The following is a 14081-nucleotide window of genomic DNA, read 5'->3' on the forward strand; positions in this document are numbered from 1 at the left end:
CACTCACCGGTGAACCGGCTGGTCCTTGGTGGGCCGCAGGGGCAGCGTGGCCGCCGTGCCCTGCCCACTCCCCTCGACAAGGACGAGCATCATCGTGCGAAGCAGAAACACCCGCAAGGCCCCCTGCTCGCCGCCGGCCTCGCGGCGGCCACACTTTCGGCGCTGACACCCGCAATGGCCGCGGCCGCGTACACGGCATCCGACGCCTCCACTGCAAAGGACCCCCTGCGGCAGTACACGCGGCAGAAGCTCCAGTGGAAACGCTGTGACGCGAAGGGCCGCGTCACCTTCCAGTGCGCGACGCTCAACGGCGACCCTGGCGGCAGGACGATCGGTCTGGGGGGCGGTGCTCATTGCGACGGCCAGGGCCGTGACGGCGGTGACGGCGGTGACGGCCGTGACGGCGGTGACAGCGGTGACAGCGGTGACGGTGAACAGACGGGAGGTCGGTGTCATGCTGTGTTCAGACGCGACGTGCGGCGCGTAGGTACGCCCGAGACTCTTGCGGAACCGTCGCACGGCCGAGCGCCCTCACCAAGTACGACGGGTCCACCCCGGTCACTGACACACCGCGTGTCGCCGGGCCCGGCAGGCGTCGGCAGGCGTCGGGATCAACGCCCGGCGCCGGTCCCACCATCGTCGTCCGGGCGGTTGATTGTCCCCTCGTGCACGCGGGCGCGGCACGTGCTGACCGCGTGCACCGCCCCTACTTGGCCGTGTGCGTGGGGTAGACCTGAACGTCGGTGTAGGCGCCCTTGATCGCCCCCGCGCCCGCAGGCCACGTCAGGCTCACGGTGTGGGTCTCGTTCGGGGGCGTCACCAGGATGTTGGTCGGGGACGCGAGGCTGCCGCCGGTGTTGTCGATGTCGTAGGCGAGGTTGAAGACAGCGGCGTCGCCCGGCTTCAGGATGGTGACACGCGGCTGGGCCTGGCCGCGCTCGATGGGGTTCGAGGTGTTGTCGGCGTCCTTGATGTCGACCCCCGCGAAGCCCGTCGCCGAGCAGGTGGTCGAACCCCGGTTGATCATGGTGATGTCGATCCTGCCGGATTCCGCATCGGGCGCGGCGTCCGTGGCGTCGATGGCCAGGTCCTCCGTCTTGCAGAACGTGACCTTGCCTCCGGTCTCCGTCGTGCCGTTCGCGGCGTCCGCGCGGGCCTCGGTGCCCTCACCGGAGCCAGACTTCGCGTCGCTGACCGCCGAGCCGCCGGAGCCCGAGCCACCCTCCGACTTCGTACCACCGTCCGAGGACGGAACAGACGAGGAGTTCTTGGAGGACGAGTCCTTCGCGGAGCCGTCGCCGCCGCAGGCCGTGAGCGAAAGGGTGGCGGCGACACCGATGGCGGCGAGAGCGGTGATGCGGGTGTACTTCACAGTGTTCCCCCATGAGTAGCGCGGTGCTTGTGGTCTGAAGCATTTGTATCCCGCACCGAGTTACAGGCGGTCCTCCGCGACGTCTTCGTTCTGTCACAGGCGTATTGACCTCACGGTCCGCCAAGGCCTCACCGTACGGTCACCACCCGCCTGGCCCGAACTCCCGCACCACCAGAGCCTCGACCAGCCTCAGCAACTCCCTGAGCAGGGTTCGCATATGGGTCCTGAGAGCAGAGCTCGGGGCGGGAGCGGCGAGGGTACAGCTCCGGGATGGAAAGGCGTGGCGACACCGTGAAGCCGTTGCCGAAGCTCCTCGCTCCGGACGTTCCACCGGGCCCACGGGCAATTGGCCCCGCGACACGAAGCGGTATGAGGGGCGAAGCCGACGACGATCTGGTGGCTGTCGGGCAGCTGATGGCCAGCCTCCGCAAAAGAAGGACAGCCCCGGCAAAGACACAGGAGCGGGCCGAGACCCGCACCGAACAGCTCGCCACCATCGATGGAGACTGGGACTGCCCGTGGCCGCTGGACTGGCAACGCCGCAACCGGGTCCTCGCCTAAGGGCTGTCCCGGCATCCAGGCCGGGTGCTGTTCGAGGGTGATGATCTGAGGAAGTGGCTGGCACAGCAACGGCGGGCGCGCACCTGGGCACAGCTGACCGCTGAGCAGCAGGAACGGCTCGAATGGCTGGGCGTGACGCCCGACGAGCCCGCCCCCGAACCGGTGAAAACACACACAGCGTCAAGAAGTGCCTGCCTCTCTGCCTGATCGGCGACTCCGGCACCGGCAAGTCCCACGTGCTGATCTCGCTCAGCACCGAGGCCGCGATGGCCGGCTACCGGTCACGTACGTCCTGGCGACGAAGCTGGTCAACGAACTCGTCGAGGCCGCCGACGAGAAGCAGGTGACCAAGACCATCGCCCGTTGCGGCCGCGTCGACTCCCCTGTATCGACGAGTTCGGATACATGGAACTCGACTACCGCGGCGCCGAACTCCTCTTCGAGGTTTGACCGAGAGAGAGGAGAAGAACAGCGTGACGATCGCTTCGAACGAAGCCTGCTCTGAGTGGACAACGACGTTCACCGACCCGCGCCTTTGCGCGGCCATCGTCGACCGCCTCACCCTGGGCGGCAACATCATCGAGACCGGCACCGACTCCTACCGTCTCGTCACCACTCGCGCCCGAGCCGGGCAGCAGGCCGCTGGCTGACCTCGCTTCATCGGTCGGCATGGGCCTCGACTCGCCCTGTCAGACGTGTGGGGCAGGATGACACCATGCCACAGCAGATCTTGCCCCCGTCGGAGTCCTGGCGCCTGATCGACGCCTGGCTGGCCACTCACATGGCCTCCGATTTCGTACTCCTCAATCCGCCCGCGACACCGGACGAGATCCGAAATGCGGAACGGATCCTCGGGGCCCGACTGCCCGATGATCTCGCTGAATCTCTGCAATGCCACAACGGCGTGAGCGCCTGGACAACCATCCTGCCGGAGCAGTCCCCGCTCACAGTGAGCGGCATCGTGGACCATTGGCAGACCTGCATGGACGTCGCGGCGGAGAACGAGGGCCTGACCCCTCGCCCCTGGGAAGAGGAGCCTTGGTGGCACCGCCTCTGGGTTCCCTGGGCTGAGAGCGCCGATGGCGCGGCGCAGGTCATCGACCGACGTCCTGGTCCTGACACGGGGCGTCTCGGCTGGGCGGGCCACAGCGGTGGCGGTGACTTCACCGAATCCTGGCCTGATCTGGCAAGCCTTCTCCACGCGGTCGCGCGAGCACTTCATGGAGGTGGAGGCGTCCGCGGACTACACCCCTACCTCACCACGCAAGGTGGGATGTGGTGGGACGAAGAGGGCTGCGGCGAGCTGAACGGTCACCCGCTGAGGTCCGCACCGATCGGGTTGCCCTAACCACCAGCCACGCAGTCCTCCGCCGAGCCGACGCGAACCACCCAGCCTCTCCAACTTCTCAGGTTCTGGCTCAACTTCTGGGCTCTGTCGCTATTTTGGGGGTACCGGCTTGTGGGCCTTGACCCCGGAGCTTGAACACATCTATGCGGCTCGGGTCAGGGTAGTTGATAGTGGGTGGAAGGTGGTCTCGTAGGCGATCGGGGAGCGTTGTCCGAGGCGGGAATGCCGGCGTCGGGTGTTGTATCGGGTCAGCCATCGGAAGGCGTCGAGCCGGGCCTCACGCTCGCTTGGCCAGCCCCTTTGCCCCTTCAGCGTCTCTCTTTTGAAGGTCGCGTTGAACGACTCCGCCAGTGCGTTGTCCGCGCTGGACCCGACCGCGCTCATGCTCTGACGGACCCCTGCTGACCTGCAGGCTTCGGCGAATTCTCGGCTCGTGTATTGCGAGCCGTGGTCGGTGTGCATCACCGCCCCGGCCAGGCTCCCGCGGGTCCGCTCGGCGGCGGCCAGGGCGTCGGTAACGAGTTCGGTCCGCATGTGATCGGCGACTGCCCACCCCGCCAGGCGTCTCGAGCAGAGGTCGATGACGGTCGCGAGATAGCAGAACTTCCCGCCACCGATCCTCAGGTAGGTGATGTCGCCGACGTACTTCGTGTTCGGGGCCGTGGCGGTGAAGTCACGCCCGATCAGGTCCGGCGCCTTCGGCGCGGCCGGGTCCGCGACGGTGGTGCGCTGCCGGCGCCGCAGCCGGACGCCCTCGAGCCCGATCGTCCGCATGATCCTCGCAACCCGCTTGTGGTTGACCGCCTGGCCGCCGTCGTCGCGGAGCTCAGCGGTGATTCTCGGGGCGCCGTAGGTGCCGTCGGAGTCCTCGTGGACCTTGCGTATCCGGGCGGCGAGCTGGGCGTCAGCGGCCTGCCGGGCCACCCTGGCAGGGGCGGTCCGGCGCCAGTAGTAGAAGCTCGAGCGGGAGATCCCGAGAATGTCACAGAGCCGCTTGACGCCGAACCGGCGCTGATGATCTTCAACGAACTGGCAGCGGGTCACCAGCGCGTCTCCGTCGCGAAATACCGGGCCGCCTTGCGGAGGATGTCGCGTTCTTCCTCCAGCTCGCGGATCCTCTTGCGCGCGGCGGCCAGCTCCGCCTGAACCAGCTCGCCGCCAGGCTGCGGCGCAGCCGCAGGCGCGGAGTGGGCACCGGCACGGCGTCCGTCGGCGGCCCGGATCCAGTTCCGCAGCGTCTCGGTGTTCACCCCGAGATCGGTGGCAACAGACTTGATCGTCGCTCCCGGACGCGACCGGTAGAGCGCCACCGCGTCCGCCTTGAACTCGGTGGGATAGTGCTTCATCCCCACAGGGACTCCGTTCTCCTGGACCATCAAGATCCAAGTCTCTCCGGTGTCCAAACTCCGGGGTCAGGGCCCCAGCACGGCCAGGTCGAACAGGTCGGAGCGGACAGGCACCGCTTCCGCGGTGCCGGCCAGGTATTGGACCGCAGGATGGGAGTTGAAGCGCTGAGCCTGGATGAGCATGGGTAAGGAGGCATCAACACCGACCATCCTCGACGGCTTCAACCAGCGGGCCATCGCCGAGCAGAACATACCGGTTCCCGCTCCGATCTCCACTACAGCAGGTGACGAACGGTCTGCGAAGGAACCCATCAGCTGCGCCCAGTCGCGAAATGATTCATCAGGCATCTCATTGCCGCCCTGATAGACGCCTGCCAGCCGCTCATCGTCATAGACCCTGCTCATACCGAGGATGCTGATGGCTCTGACGTCTCAGGGCAAGAGCACCTGCCCGTGCAGGTTCAAGACGCGCAGTCGGCGCACAGGGCGCGACCCGGCGCTCGTGAGGGCGGCGGATCACCGTGGCAATTGGATCCATGTCTCGGACCTGCCCGGCCAGGACCGGGCGGCACCCCTCGCCCGGCTCGCCGCCATGGGCCCCAACACCCGCACAGCGGCGTGGTCGTGTGGCCGCAGGTGACGGACGGACGCATCGAGAGCTCGCCGAGGAGGCGGGCGGGGTCGGCCACCGTCGCCGCGGCAAAACCGACAACCCGGCCCTCCGTTTCCGCCACCCAGACCTCCATCACGCTCTGCGGAGCACCTGACGCACCGCTCGCTCCTGGTACTCCCGCCAGTCACCGTGCAGACGGAGGAAAAGATCCTTCCCGAGAACACTCCGCATGGAGGCGAATACCGGGGCCCATGCCCGAAGAGACAACTCAACGACAACCACCTCATCGAGGTGGCTGTACTCCCGGATGCGAACGTCCATGAGTCCCACACCAACACCGCGCCCGAGACCAGGCGGTGAACCTCCGCAGACACGACCCCGAAACCACCAACCGGCACGGCCGGCGAGCCCGAGTGCTCAGTGCCCGCGTCCGGTACCCGGGCTGCGGGAGGTCGTCCCCGGGGGAGCCGCTGGCGATCAATCGCCAGGAGACACCCGGCCAGGTGGGTTCCGGCCAGACGTCTCCTGTGAGCGGTTGATGACGGTCGGCGGTTCCGCGCCCCTCCACGAGAGGGATGCTGCTGTCCGTAGCCCGGGGCCCGCGCCTGGTATCGAGCCATCACGGCGAGTGGTCACCGAGCGGATCCCGGTGGAACACCGAGCTGTTCCAGAACGCCCTGGTGGTCCCAGTTGAACCATGCCTCGGTGATCTTTCCGCCCTCGAACCTCAAGGCGGCGGCCTGGCCGGACACCTCGAACGTCCTGCCGCTCGGGGGGATTCCCTGGTACTCGCCGATGTGGCGACCGCGCACGGTGAACCGCGCGCACACCGGATCGTCTTCGGCCACCATGCTCGCCACGTTGTGTCCCAGCCGGAAGGGTGCCAGCAGCTCCCGGTAGACCTGCGCGGCCTCGTCCCGGCCCACCGTCTCCTGGGGCATGGCCGGGTCGTGCTCCAGACAGCCCGCGGTACACAGGTGGGCGTAAGCGGCCACGCGGTCCCGGTCCTCCGTCTCCTCAAGGAAACGGACGGCCACAGCCTCATCGCGCGGTTCCAGTCCCGGGTTCATACCCTCACCCGGGACCACCACGCAGATGTCGCGGTTGTCGCGCGGCGGGATACTCCGCCCACGGCTCGACAGGCGCAGCGGTCACCCGGCCGGGCCGCGGGCTCTGCACCACCCCGGCCCACCAGCGAGCCCCTCGCAACATCGCACACCACAGGGAGCAGGCTCGCCCAGGCACAGCGCGACGTCCCTGCGGAACTCGGGTGGTATGGGCGTAGCAGCGGTCGCGGCTGTTTGGCCGGATGCGCCGGAGCTCACGGGCTGAGACGGCGTCACCAGTCCCGCGATCCGGTGCATCCGGCTCTCACCTTCTTCGTTTCTGGATGTGTCCGGACCACCTGTGAATACGCGGCCGTGGTCGTCATGGTTTCGCCTGCGGAGGGCCTGGCCCCTGCACGCCCTGTACGGACTCGTTCTCTTGGGGGCGTTCTTCAGAACGGACTGCCTGGTGTCCGGCTAGTTCCTGGGTGCGGTGGCCTCGTAGTACTTGTAGAGCGCCGTACCCTCCTTGATGGCCTTCTGCCAGGTGCGGTCCGTGACCAGGTAGGAGTTCATGTCGAGTGAGGCCGCTCCGCCTTCCCCCACCGCGGCCGCAATACGCCGTACCGCGCCCTCGCGCACGTCCCCCGCAGCGAAGACGGCGTCCACTCCTGTTGTCGTGAGCGAGCCCAGGGTGCTGTCGACTCCTCCGGTGATCACCGCGCCGGCCTTCCGGTAGCGGCGCTGTTGAACATCCTCGTCGGAGACGATCCGCAGCCCGAGGCCCTGGAGCCACTGGGTGTCGGCGACGCCCCCGGTCAGGACGTGGAGAGCGGTCAGGCCGAGTGGTTCCACGTTCTCGGGGTGTCCGGTCGTCCCGAACTCGACGCCTGTCAGTTTCCTGTCCTTCCCCAGACAGCTGAAGACCTCGGTTCCCTCGTGAACGGTGATGAGGTGCCGGCCCACGTACTCCCTGACCCTGTCCACGTTGCCGGGGATCGTGTCCTTGCCGAATTTGCCGCGGACGAACATGACTACCTGGAGCTTCTGTGCCGGGTCTTTGGCCTTCTCCTCGGCGAGCAGGATCGCGGCTACGGAGGCGGTGTCTCCCGCGCCGACAATCCCGATGACGCCTTCCTTCCTCGCCCTGGTGATGTCGGTTGGCAGTGTGCCGTAGTACACGCCCCGGCCCAGGTACTGCTCCTCGCCCGTGCATCCGAGCCGGTTGGGCTTGAGCCCTGCGGCGATCAGGACCATTCCCGCATAGAGATCGACGGTGTCCGTGCCATCGGTCTTCCGGACGGCGAGCTTGTACGTGGGATAGAGGGACGAGTCCCGGGTCCCGGTCCGCCTGGGATCCTCGATCCGCGTGATCCCGGTGGCCCTGCAGCCGGGAAGCCACTCGACACCGGCCGTGTTGATCTGCCCCATCCAGGTATGAGCCAGATCAAGGGCCTTGGTCCCCGCGGGGATACCCAGGTAGTTGTTGATCGGATTGAGCGCTGTGCCGGCCGCCCCGCCGGGGGCGTTGTCCTCGACGATGAGCGTGGTCCAGCCGAACAGAGTCTTCGCGTTCAGCGCGGCGGACACGCCCGCCGGACCGCTCCCCACGACGACAAGGTCGTAGGAGTCCTTCCCCGTGTAAGTGTTCAGCTTCAGATGCGCCGTCAGCCCACCCAGATCGAACCCGTTGACAACGACCGGCTCACCACCGCCGGGAGGCGTGAGCTCCACACTGACCGTGTCCGCGTTCCTCTCCTCGACGTGTACGAATTCGACATGGTTGAGTTCCAGAAATCGCTCCACGCGCAGGACTTCCTGCTCCGAGTGCTCTCCGTGAACGACGGCCGTCCAGTCCTGCATGACTGCTCCTCCTGAAGTTTCAGCGGTGAGGGCCGGGCACTTGACCCCACACGGCACGCGGCCCTCTGGTCCCCCGGTCACGGGGATTGCGCTCTGCGCCCTGTCCCTGCGGCAACCACAGGCTGCACAGCCCTGCCGGACGGCTGGTTTCCCCGCCCAACAGGAAAACGATCAGGCATGCCACAAGAAGTGGTCCAAGAAAAAGAAGCCCACCAGACCCACGTCCTCGACGCCCAGCCGGAGCTGGTCCGGCCGCCGTTCGCCTGCGCTCCAGCAGCGGCTCCGGGCACCACGTTCACGCACAGGGGGCAGCCGGCCGACCTCTTCGTCGGCGCGGACGTTGACGTCGATGGTGACGTGCTCAGCGGAGTATCCGGTGACGGGTCTGAAGATGACCCGGGCCTGCGGAACTCGCACTCCGCGGGCCCGCCCACAAGGTCAGGCGGCGCTGAACTCGTAGGCGTGACCGCCGCCGCCACTCCACCCACTGCGGATCATCCAGAACGGCCTCGACGACGTCGGCACTGTGGTGTGTCAGTAGGCGGTGACGGCTCGAAAATCATCTGGAGGCTGCTGGCTGCTGCAGTCCTGTCCGAGGACGCTGGGCAGATCCGCCTCCACCGCGTTGCAGGTGATCACCATGCCGGAGCGGCCCACGGAGACGGCCGCAATGCCGATCCGGATCGGGGTACGCCCGCTGCTCGACCGTGGACCAGGAGATAGCCAGCCACTGGCCGCGTTGGAGAGAGCCGACTGCACGAAGGTGTTCCAGGAGAAGATCTCCCCCGGACGCGTCGGCGCCCCCCGAAGATGGAGGCCGCACCGGACCAGGCGGTGATCCTCACCGTGCACGAGATGAAGCCTCTGGCCCGCAAGACTCGCGGGCCGCGGCAGCGGCAGCGGCAGCGGTGATGGCAACGGTGACGGAACTCGCGCGCGACTTCCATGACACCGACGTCGAGGTGACCTGGGAGCCGCCCTCGTGGGAGCGGCACTGACACCGCTGGCAGCACTCCGTAGTCTGCTCTGACACAGGACGGCATGATGTTTGGCGGGAGACCCTGTCGGGGCGGGTGAATCTCCCTCGCGTACGTGGGGATTGCATGCCGGGGAGTGATGCCGAACCTCACGGCGCAGGCGGGTGGATTTCGCGGGTCCAGTGAAGCGGCGGCAGAGGATTCCCAAGTACGTCGGGGGTCACCAGCGTGAGAAGCGGTTGCCAACGGCTGGGTTCACAGGTCGACGACGCGTTCTTGCGGCAGCCGCCAGGTCGACGACCCCGTCCCAGCGCCTGCTTCTCCTAAGCCGACTTCCCGCATTCCCGCGGACGCTGCCCCACGGACACCGGCGTGCTCGGGAGGCCGCTCTGATCCCGTCGTGGCCGAGAGGCTGAGCCTCCGCCCCATCAGCGGACGGCGCTGCCGCTTGTCGGGTACGGCAGAGCGCCTCGAACTTGGCTGCCGGCAGAGCCCGTTGCCGTTTCATCCTGCCCATGCCGGACCGACTCACTCCCGAACAGGAAGCTACGAGTCAAGATTTTCTCGCCCTTGGGCAACGGGCCCGACGACTCGGTTGGTGAATCGTGAAGCAAAGGGTGATGCCGACGTGATCGACTTGCGCGACCGGGCAATCAGGATCATCTTTGTAAATTGAGAAGCAGAGCACCGAGAGCGCGATATCCGCCTGCACTCTCGACTAATTTTCGCGAAAGTCCAGGCGGTAGGGAATCAGTTGGATCCTCAGCGGTCTCGGTGAATGCTGACGGTCGCACGATACAAAGGTCGAACCGGATTCGGGAGAAGGCAATGGCCACTCAGACGACTTCCCATTACGTTGTCCAAAGCATACCCGTGGGAGCACGGAGGGACCTGACATGGGGCCCTAACTCATACTTCGACCAAGGGTCGTTCAGTGTTTCCGCGCACCCTGTCACCACCCTCAGGCAGACGCTCTTCTGGCTCACGGTTGACGACATATCGATGGGCAAGAAGGACATCGGATCCGGCGACATAAGTAATGTCCAGTCCTACCTCTGGGTGAAGGTGAGGAACAGCGGGTTGGCCGGTCAAGGAAATGTGACTTCTTACACCGCCTACCTCACTCGGAACATCCCCTGAGCGAGCCACGGCCGATCAATCAAGCGGACAGCGGACAGCGGACAGTCCGGAAGGTCATACAGCCGGTACTGGAGGGATAGGCATGCGCGTTTCCATCACTCATGATGCCCAGGGATTCATCACGGCTCTCGCAGCATCGCCCCCCGATGCACCGGTGGCGAGCCTCACTCCACAGGCAGGCGAGAGCGTCACGGAACTGGATGTTCCGGAGGTGAGCGCCGAGGGCGACCCTCAACAGATAGTCGAGCGCCTGACGGACCTGGTCGAGAACTACCGCATCGACGTTCGCGCCGAAGCACTGACACGCAAGCAGGGCTGACTGCGAGTTGGTCGCGTGCGGGCCAAGCGCTCTCTGGTCATCAGGATCAGAGGCGAAGAGCGGGATCATCCAGCGCAGTACCTTTTTGCCGACGCGGGCTTCGAGCGTGGCGGGGTGCTTCACCGCCTGGTTCATCCTCGCGCCGCCCATCATCCGCATCAAGGGTGGCTGAGGCGGAGAAGCCGTTCGACGGGCTTACGTCGCCACTTTCGGCCGGGGTGACCACGTCACCCCCTGACAGGGTTAAACGGCAAGCTGAGCAGCGCCTTCCGCCCTGTGTACGGCAGGCCCCATCCGGATCTGTCTATCGGGTGGCAATGAGGGCCTCGGTGCGGATCGTTTCCTCGTACTGGCCCGAGGGGTCGTACGTCAGGAGCGCGCGGCGCAGCTCCACCTCGAAGGGTTCCCTGCGTTCCCCGAGCTGCGCCGGGGTGGAATAGGAGTTGCTCAGTTCCAGGCCGATCAGCTCCTCCGCGCTACGCGCCACGACCTGGTCGAACGGCACCACCTCGATCATGGAGAACGGCGGGCGTTCCACCGCGCTCTGGCAGGTCTCCGTCGGCTTGGGGTAGGCCCCGGCCCCCGCCCTGCGGGCCGTTCCGACGTAGGCGGATCGGACGTCTGCGACCACCGGTGCCCAGCCGGGCAGGAGCGTGGTGCCGGGCGGTCCGGCCGGTTGCCGTGCCGGTCGAACTGGCGGGCCGTAGCCCGGTCGACGGCCTCGCGCCGCCGCTCGGGGAACTCACGGGATGTCGCCCACCAGAGCAGCCTCACCTGAGCGCCACCACACCCCTGTCCTTGAGGTTCCGATGGAGGTATATGGTCGTATTGGTGAATTGCTCACCGTGTGCGCCATGTCGGGTACATACGTCACCTGCGGCACGACCCGATGCATGGTGTGAGCAGGAATGACGAAGGAGTCGGTGCAAAGTGAAGGCTGCACGCTATTACGACCGCGGTGACATCCGTATCGAGGATGTCCCGGAGCCCGCTGTCCGACCGGGCACGGTGGGCATCGACGTCGCGTACTGCGGGATCTGCGGCACGGACCTGCACGAGTACCTGGACGGACCGATCTTCGTGCCGCCGGCCGGCCATCCGCACCCGGTGTCGGGCGAGGCCGCCCCCGTGACCCTCGGCCACGAGATGTCCGGCACCGTCTACGCGGTGGGCGAGGGCGTCGAAGGCGTGAAGCCGGGCGACCGCGTCGTCGTGGAGCCCTACATCCTGCGCCCCGGCGTCGACACCAGCGAGAACAACCCGACCTACCACATCTCGCCCGACATGAACTTCATCGGGCTCGGCGGCCGCGGCGGCGGGCTCGCGGAGAAGATCGTCGTCGAGCGCCGTTGGGTCCACCCGGTCGGCGACGTCCCGCTGGACCAGGCTGCCCTGATCGAACCGCTCTCGGTGGGTTACCACGCCTTCCAGCGCTCGGGCGCGAAGGCGGGCAACTTCGCCCTCGTCGGCGGCGCCGGTCCCATCGGGCTGCTCACCTGCGCGGTCCTCAAGGCGATGGGCGTCGAGGTCGCGGTCTCCGAACTCAGCCCGCTGCGCCGCCAGAAGGCGCTGGACGCCAAGGTCGCCGACCACGTCATCGACCCCGCTACCACCGACGTCGCCGAGGAAGTCCGGCGTCTCACCGGCGGCAAGGGCGCGGACGTCGCCTTCGAGGCCACCTCCGTCAACGTGGTCCTCGATACGCTGTTCGACGCGGTGAAGCCGGGCGGTGTCATCACGGTCATCTCGATCTGGGGCAAGCCGGCCTCGATCGACATGCAGAAGCTCGTCCTCAAGGAGGTCGACCTGCGCGGCACCATCGCGTACGTCAACTCCCACCCGCAGACCATCAAGCTCGTGCAGGAAGGGCGCATCGACCTTGCGCCGTTCATCACGAAGACCATCGGACTGGACGACCTCGTCGGCGAGGGCTTCGAGACACTGATCCACCACAACGAGACCGCCGTCAAGATCCTGGTCGATCCCCGCGCCTGACGCGCACGGCGAGATGTCCATGCCCTCGCAGGACGCTTCGGCAGGTTCGAACCTGCGCGGGTGAGGGCGTGGGCGGCTCTCGCCGAAAACCCCCTCACCCGCCCCGTTCTCGCGGATCATGATCCGCGAGAACGGGGCGCCGCTGTTCCTCGGCGGCGATGTCGCTCGACCGTTCGCGTCGAGACCCTGACGTCGACGGCCGTGCCTTCGCCGCGCCCGATCCCGTGCCGCGCGACCTGGCGCAAGGTGTCGTCGTGGTCGCCGGGCCGACGCGGGCACAGGCACTTCCACGACGCGGCGAAGACCTACCCTGGGAAACGAAATGATCAATGAGAGCCGCACATCTTGAATCCCGCTGGTCAGTGGAGCTGCTTGGGAGATCGGTGGCGCACTCGCCCTGGTCGGGAGCGGGAGACTGGCGTGTAGACCATCTGACTCGTCGGGGATACGGGTTTCCGGTTTCGGCCGCGCTGGGGCGGCGGGCGGCGGGCTTCTACGATCGCGGGCGGGTGTCGCACCGTTGGGGAGGGGAACCGCGTCGTCGCTGGAGAAGATCTCAGCTCGCCGTGCCGAGCTGGATCAGCTCGCGGAAACGCTGGCCGAGGTGGACGCCGAGCGCGAGGAACTCGCGGTCCCGGAACGGGTCCTTACGCGTCTGTACGAGCAGAAAGCCGAGGCTGTCCCCGGTGGGCAGGGCGCCGGTCCAACGCGGCGGGTGCAGGTCGCGGGCCGGCCGGTGCTGAAGGTGCCGCACCGCAATGAGGCTTCGGGCGCGTCCGTGCTCTCACTGGCCCTCCACGCGGGCGCCTGCACACTGATGGGCCAGCTCGATGCCGAACTCGTCGTCGCCGAGCTGCACCGGGGTGGTGACGACAAACGGATCGAAGCGTCCGGGACGTGCTGATGCTGGTCCGCGACGGCCTCTCCGCCCTGCCCGACGCGGTCAGCACCGTCTGACCCCGGACCGTGGTGCAGACCTGCGTGGTCCACCTGATCCGCAACAGCCTGCGCTACGCCTCGCGCCGCGACCGGGCCGATATCGTCCGCGACCTCAAGCCCGTCTGCACCGCCGCCAACGAGGACCAGGCTCGCACCCGGCTGGAAGAGTTCGCCGTGAAATGGGGCAGGAAGTACCCATCGATGCCCGGAGCCTGGGAACGGGCCTGGAGCGAGTTCGTACCCTTCCTCGGCCTGCCGGACGCGATCCGCCAGGTCGTCCACACCACGAACGCCATCGAGAGTCCGAACGCCCGCTACCGGGGCGCGGCCCAAGCCCGCGGCCACTTCCCCAATGAGACCGCCGCCCTCAAGCGCCTCTATCTGACCACCCTCCCCCTGAACCCCACCGGCCGCGGCCGCCAGCGCTGGAACAACCGCTGGAAGACCGCCCTCAACGAGTTCGACGTCCTCTTCGACGGCCGCCTCACCGCCAACCGAGCGTAGGCCGATCAGCCCACCGAAGAACCTGTAGGCCAAACAGACGGTCTACACCAGATTCCTG

16 protein-coding genes and 1 pseudogene are annotated in these 14081 nt (G+C 67.1%); 8 read left to right on the forward strand and 9 right to left on the reverse strand.

Annotated features, from left to right (window positions below):
• Positions 1–3: 3 nt before the first annotated feature.
• Positions 4–456 carry a hypothetical protein gene (locus tag OHA98_RS21310; RefSeq protein WP_266928254.1) on the reverse strand — a complete coding sequence of 151 codons (453 nt, stop codon included), beginning with the start codon at positions 454–456 and terminating at the stop codon, positions 4–6.
• A 250-nt stretch (positions 457–706) separates the two neighbouring features.
• The gene (locus OHA98_RS21315; protein ID WP_266928256.1) at positions 707–1372 is read right to left on the reverse strand and encodes a DUF4232 domain-containing protein; all 666 of its coding nucleotides are present in this window, start codon (positions 1370–1372) and stop codon (positions 707–709) included.
• A gap of 369 nt (positions 1373–1741) precedes the next feature.
• Here OHA98_RS21315 and OHA98_RS21320 point away from each other — a divergent pair, with 369 nt between their 5' ends.
• The 4 genes and pseudogenes from OHA98_RS21320 to OHA98_RS21335 all read left to right on the forward strand — a co-directional run bounded on the left by OHA98_RS21320 (position 1742) and on the right by OHA98_RS21335 (position 3281).
• A complete protein-coding gene (locus OHA98_RS21320; protein ID WP_266928258.1) occupies positions 1742–1933 on the forward strand; it encodes a hypothetical protein in 192 nt (63 codons plus the stop codon).
• Between the two features lie 24 nt (positions 1934–1957).
• Positions 1958–2140 carry a helicase associated domain-containing protein gene (locus OHA98_RS21325; RefSeq protein WP_266928260.1) on the forward strand — a complete coding sequence of 61 codons (183 nt, stop codon included), beginning with the start codon at positions 1958–1960 and terminating at the stop codon, positions 2138–2140.
• Positions 2113–2583 (forward strand): annotated as a pseudogene (locus tag OHA98_RS21330) (ATP-binding protein); the annotation flags it as partial. The gene OHA98_RS21325 and the pseudogene OHA98_RS21330, both read left to right, overlap by 28 nt.
• A gap of 65 nt (positions 2584–2648) precedes the next feature.
• Positions 2649–3281: an SMI1/KNR4 family protein gene (locus OHA98_RS21335; RefSeq protein WP_266928261.1), complete on the forward strand. Its 633-nt coding sequence runs from the start codon at positions 2649–2651 to the stop codon at positions 3279–3281.
• A 141-nt stretch (positions 3282–3422) separates the two neighbouring features.
• Here OHA98_RS21335 and OHA98_RS21340 read toward each other — a convergent pair.
• The 5 genes from OHA98_RS21340 to OHA98_RS21360 form a co-directional block, all read right to left on the reverse strand.
• Positions 3423–4633, reverse strand: a protein-coding gene (locus tag OHA98_RS21340) for an IS3 family transposase (protein ID WP_266928263.1) whose coding sequence is annotated in 2 segments (ribosomal slippage) — positions 3423–4342 and positions 4342–4633 — 1212 coding nt in all. Because the reading frame shifts where the segments join, the coding sequence is not laid out codon by codon here.
• A 60-nt stretch (positions 4634–4693) separates the two neighbouring features.
• Entirely contained in the window at positions 4694–5032 is a 339-nt protein-coding gene (locus OHA98_RS21345; RefSeq protein ID WP_266928265.1) for a bifunctional 2-polyprenyl-6-hydroxyphenol methylase/3-demethylubiquinol 3-O-methyltransferase UbiG, read from the reverse strand.
• 840 nt (positions 5033–5872) lie between these two features.
• A complete protein-coding gene (locus OHA98_RS21350; RefSeq protein ID WP_266928266.1) occupies positions 5873–6310 on the reverse strand; it encodes an ester cyclase in 438 nt (145 codons plus the stop codon).
• Between the two features lie 453 nt (positions 6311–6763).
• Entirely contained in the window at positions 6764–8149 is a 1386-nt protein-coding gene (locus tag OHA98_RS21355; RefSeq protein ID WP_266928268.1) for an NAD(P)/FAD-dependent oxidoreductase, read from the reverse strand.
• Positions 8150–8683: 534 nt separating this feature from the next.
• Positions 8684–9001, reverse strand: a complete 318-nt coding sequence (locus OHA98_RS21360) for a hypothetical protein (protein ID WP_266928269.1) — start codon at positions 8999–9001, stop codon at positions 8684–8686.
• Positions 9002–10348: 1347 nt separating this feature from the next.
• Between OHA98_RS21360 and OHA98_RS21365 the strand changes: the two genes are divergently transcribed.
• Positions 10349–10585: a hypothetical protein gene (locus tag OHA98_RS21365; RefSeq protein WP_266928271.1), complete on the forward strand. Its 237-nt coding sequence runs from the start codon at positions 10349–10351 to the stop codon at positions 10583–10585.
• A 304-nt stretch (positions 10586–10889) separates the two neighbouring features.
• Here the strand turns inward: OHA98_RS21365 and OHA98_RS21370 are convergent, their stop codons facing one another.
• The gene (locus OHA98_RS21370; RefSeq protein WP_266928273.1) at positions 10890–11216 is read right to left on the reverse strand and encodes a hypothetical protein; all 327 of its coding nucleotides are present in this window, start codon (positions 11214–11216) and stop codon (positions 10890–10892) included.
• A 299-nt stretch (positions 11217–11515) separates the two neighbouring features.
• Here OHA98_RS21370 and OHA98_RS21375 point away from each other — a divergent pair, with 299 nt between their 5' ends.
• Complete coding sequence (locus OHA98_RS21375; RefSeq protein WP_266928275.1) at positions 11516–12580, forward strand: 2,3-butanediol dehydrogenase; 1065 nt, start codon at positions 11516–11518, stop codon at positions 12578–12580.
• A gap of 556 nt (positions 12581–13136) precedes the next feature.
• Here the strand turns inward: OHA98_RS21375 and OHA98_RS21380 are convergent.
• A complete protein-coding gene (locus OHA98_RS21380; protein WP_266928277.1) occupies positions 13137–13334 on the reverse strand; it encodes a hypothetical protein in 198 nt (65 codons plus the stop codon).
• On the opposite strand from OHA98_RS21380, the gene OHA98_RS21385 reads away from it, so the two are divergent.
• Together OHA98_RS21385 and OHA98_RS21390 are read left to right on the forward strand one after the other, a co-directional pair.
• Positions 13326–13484, forward strand: a complete 159-nt coding sequence (locus OHA98_RS21385; protein ID WP_266928279.1) for a hypothetical protein — start codon at positions 13326–13328, stop codon at positions 13482–13484. The two genes, OHA98_RS21380 and OHA98_RS21385, sit on opposite strands and share 9 nt — an antisense overlap.
• A gap of 62 nt (positions 13485–13546) precedes the next feature.
• A complete protein-coding gene (locus tag OHA98_RS21390; protein ID WP_266928280.1) occupies positions 13547–14023 on the forward strand; it encodes a transposase in 477 nt (158 codons plus the stop codon).
• Positions 14024–14081: the final 58 nt, after the last annotated feature.

The organism is Streptomyces sp. NBC_00654 (genome assembly GCF_026341775.1).
Lineage (GTDB): Bacteria > Actinomycetota > Actinomycetes > Streptomycetales > Streptomycetaceae > Streptomyces.

Bases quoted from the DNA above. Each gene is read 5' to 3' on its own strand.
- OHA98_RS21320 (WP_266928258.1), top strand. From the start codon at position 1,742: ATGAGGGGCGAAGCCGACGACGATCTGGTGGCTGTCGGGCAGCTGATG.
- OHA98_RS21310 (WP_266928254.1), bottom strand. From the start codon at position 456: ATGACACCGACCTCCCGTCTGTTCACCGTCACCGCTGTCACCGCTGTC.
- OHA98_RS21365 (WP_266928271.1), top strand. From the start codon at position 10,349: ATGCGCGTTTCCATCACTCATGATGCCCAGGGATTCATCACGGCTCTC.
- OHA98_RS21345 (WP_266928265.1), bottom strand. From the start codon at position 5,032: ATGAGCAGGGTCTATGACGATGAGCGGCTGGCAGGCGTCTATCAGGGC.
- OHA98_RS21335 (WP_266928261.1), top strand. From the start codon at position 2,649: ATGCCACAGCAGATCTTGCCCCCGTCGGAGTCCTGGCGCCTGATCGAC.
- OHA98_RS21350 (WP_266928266.1), bottom strand. From the start codon at position 6,310: ATGAACCCGGGACTGGAACCGCGCGATGAGGCTGTGGCCGTCCGTTTC.
- OHA98_RS21355 (WP_266928268.1), bottom strand. From the start codon at position 8,149: ATGCAGGACTGGACGGCCGTCGTTCACGGAGAGCACTCGGAGCAGGAA.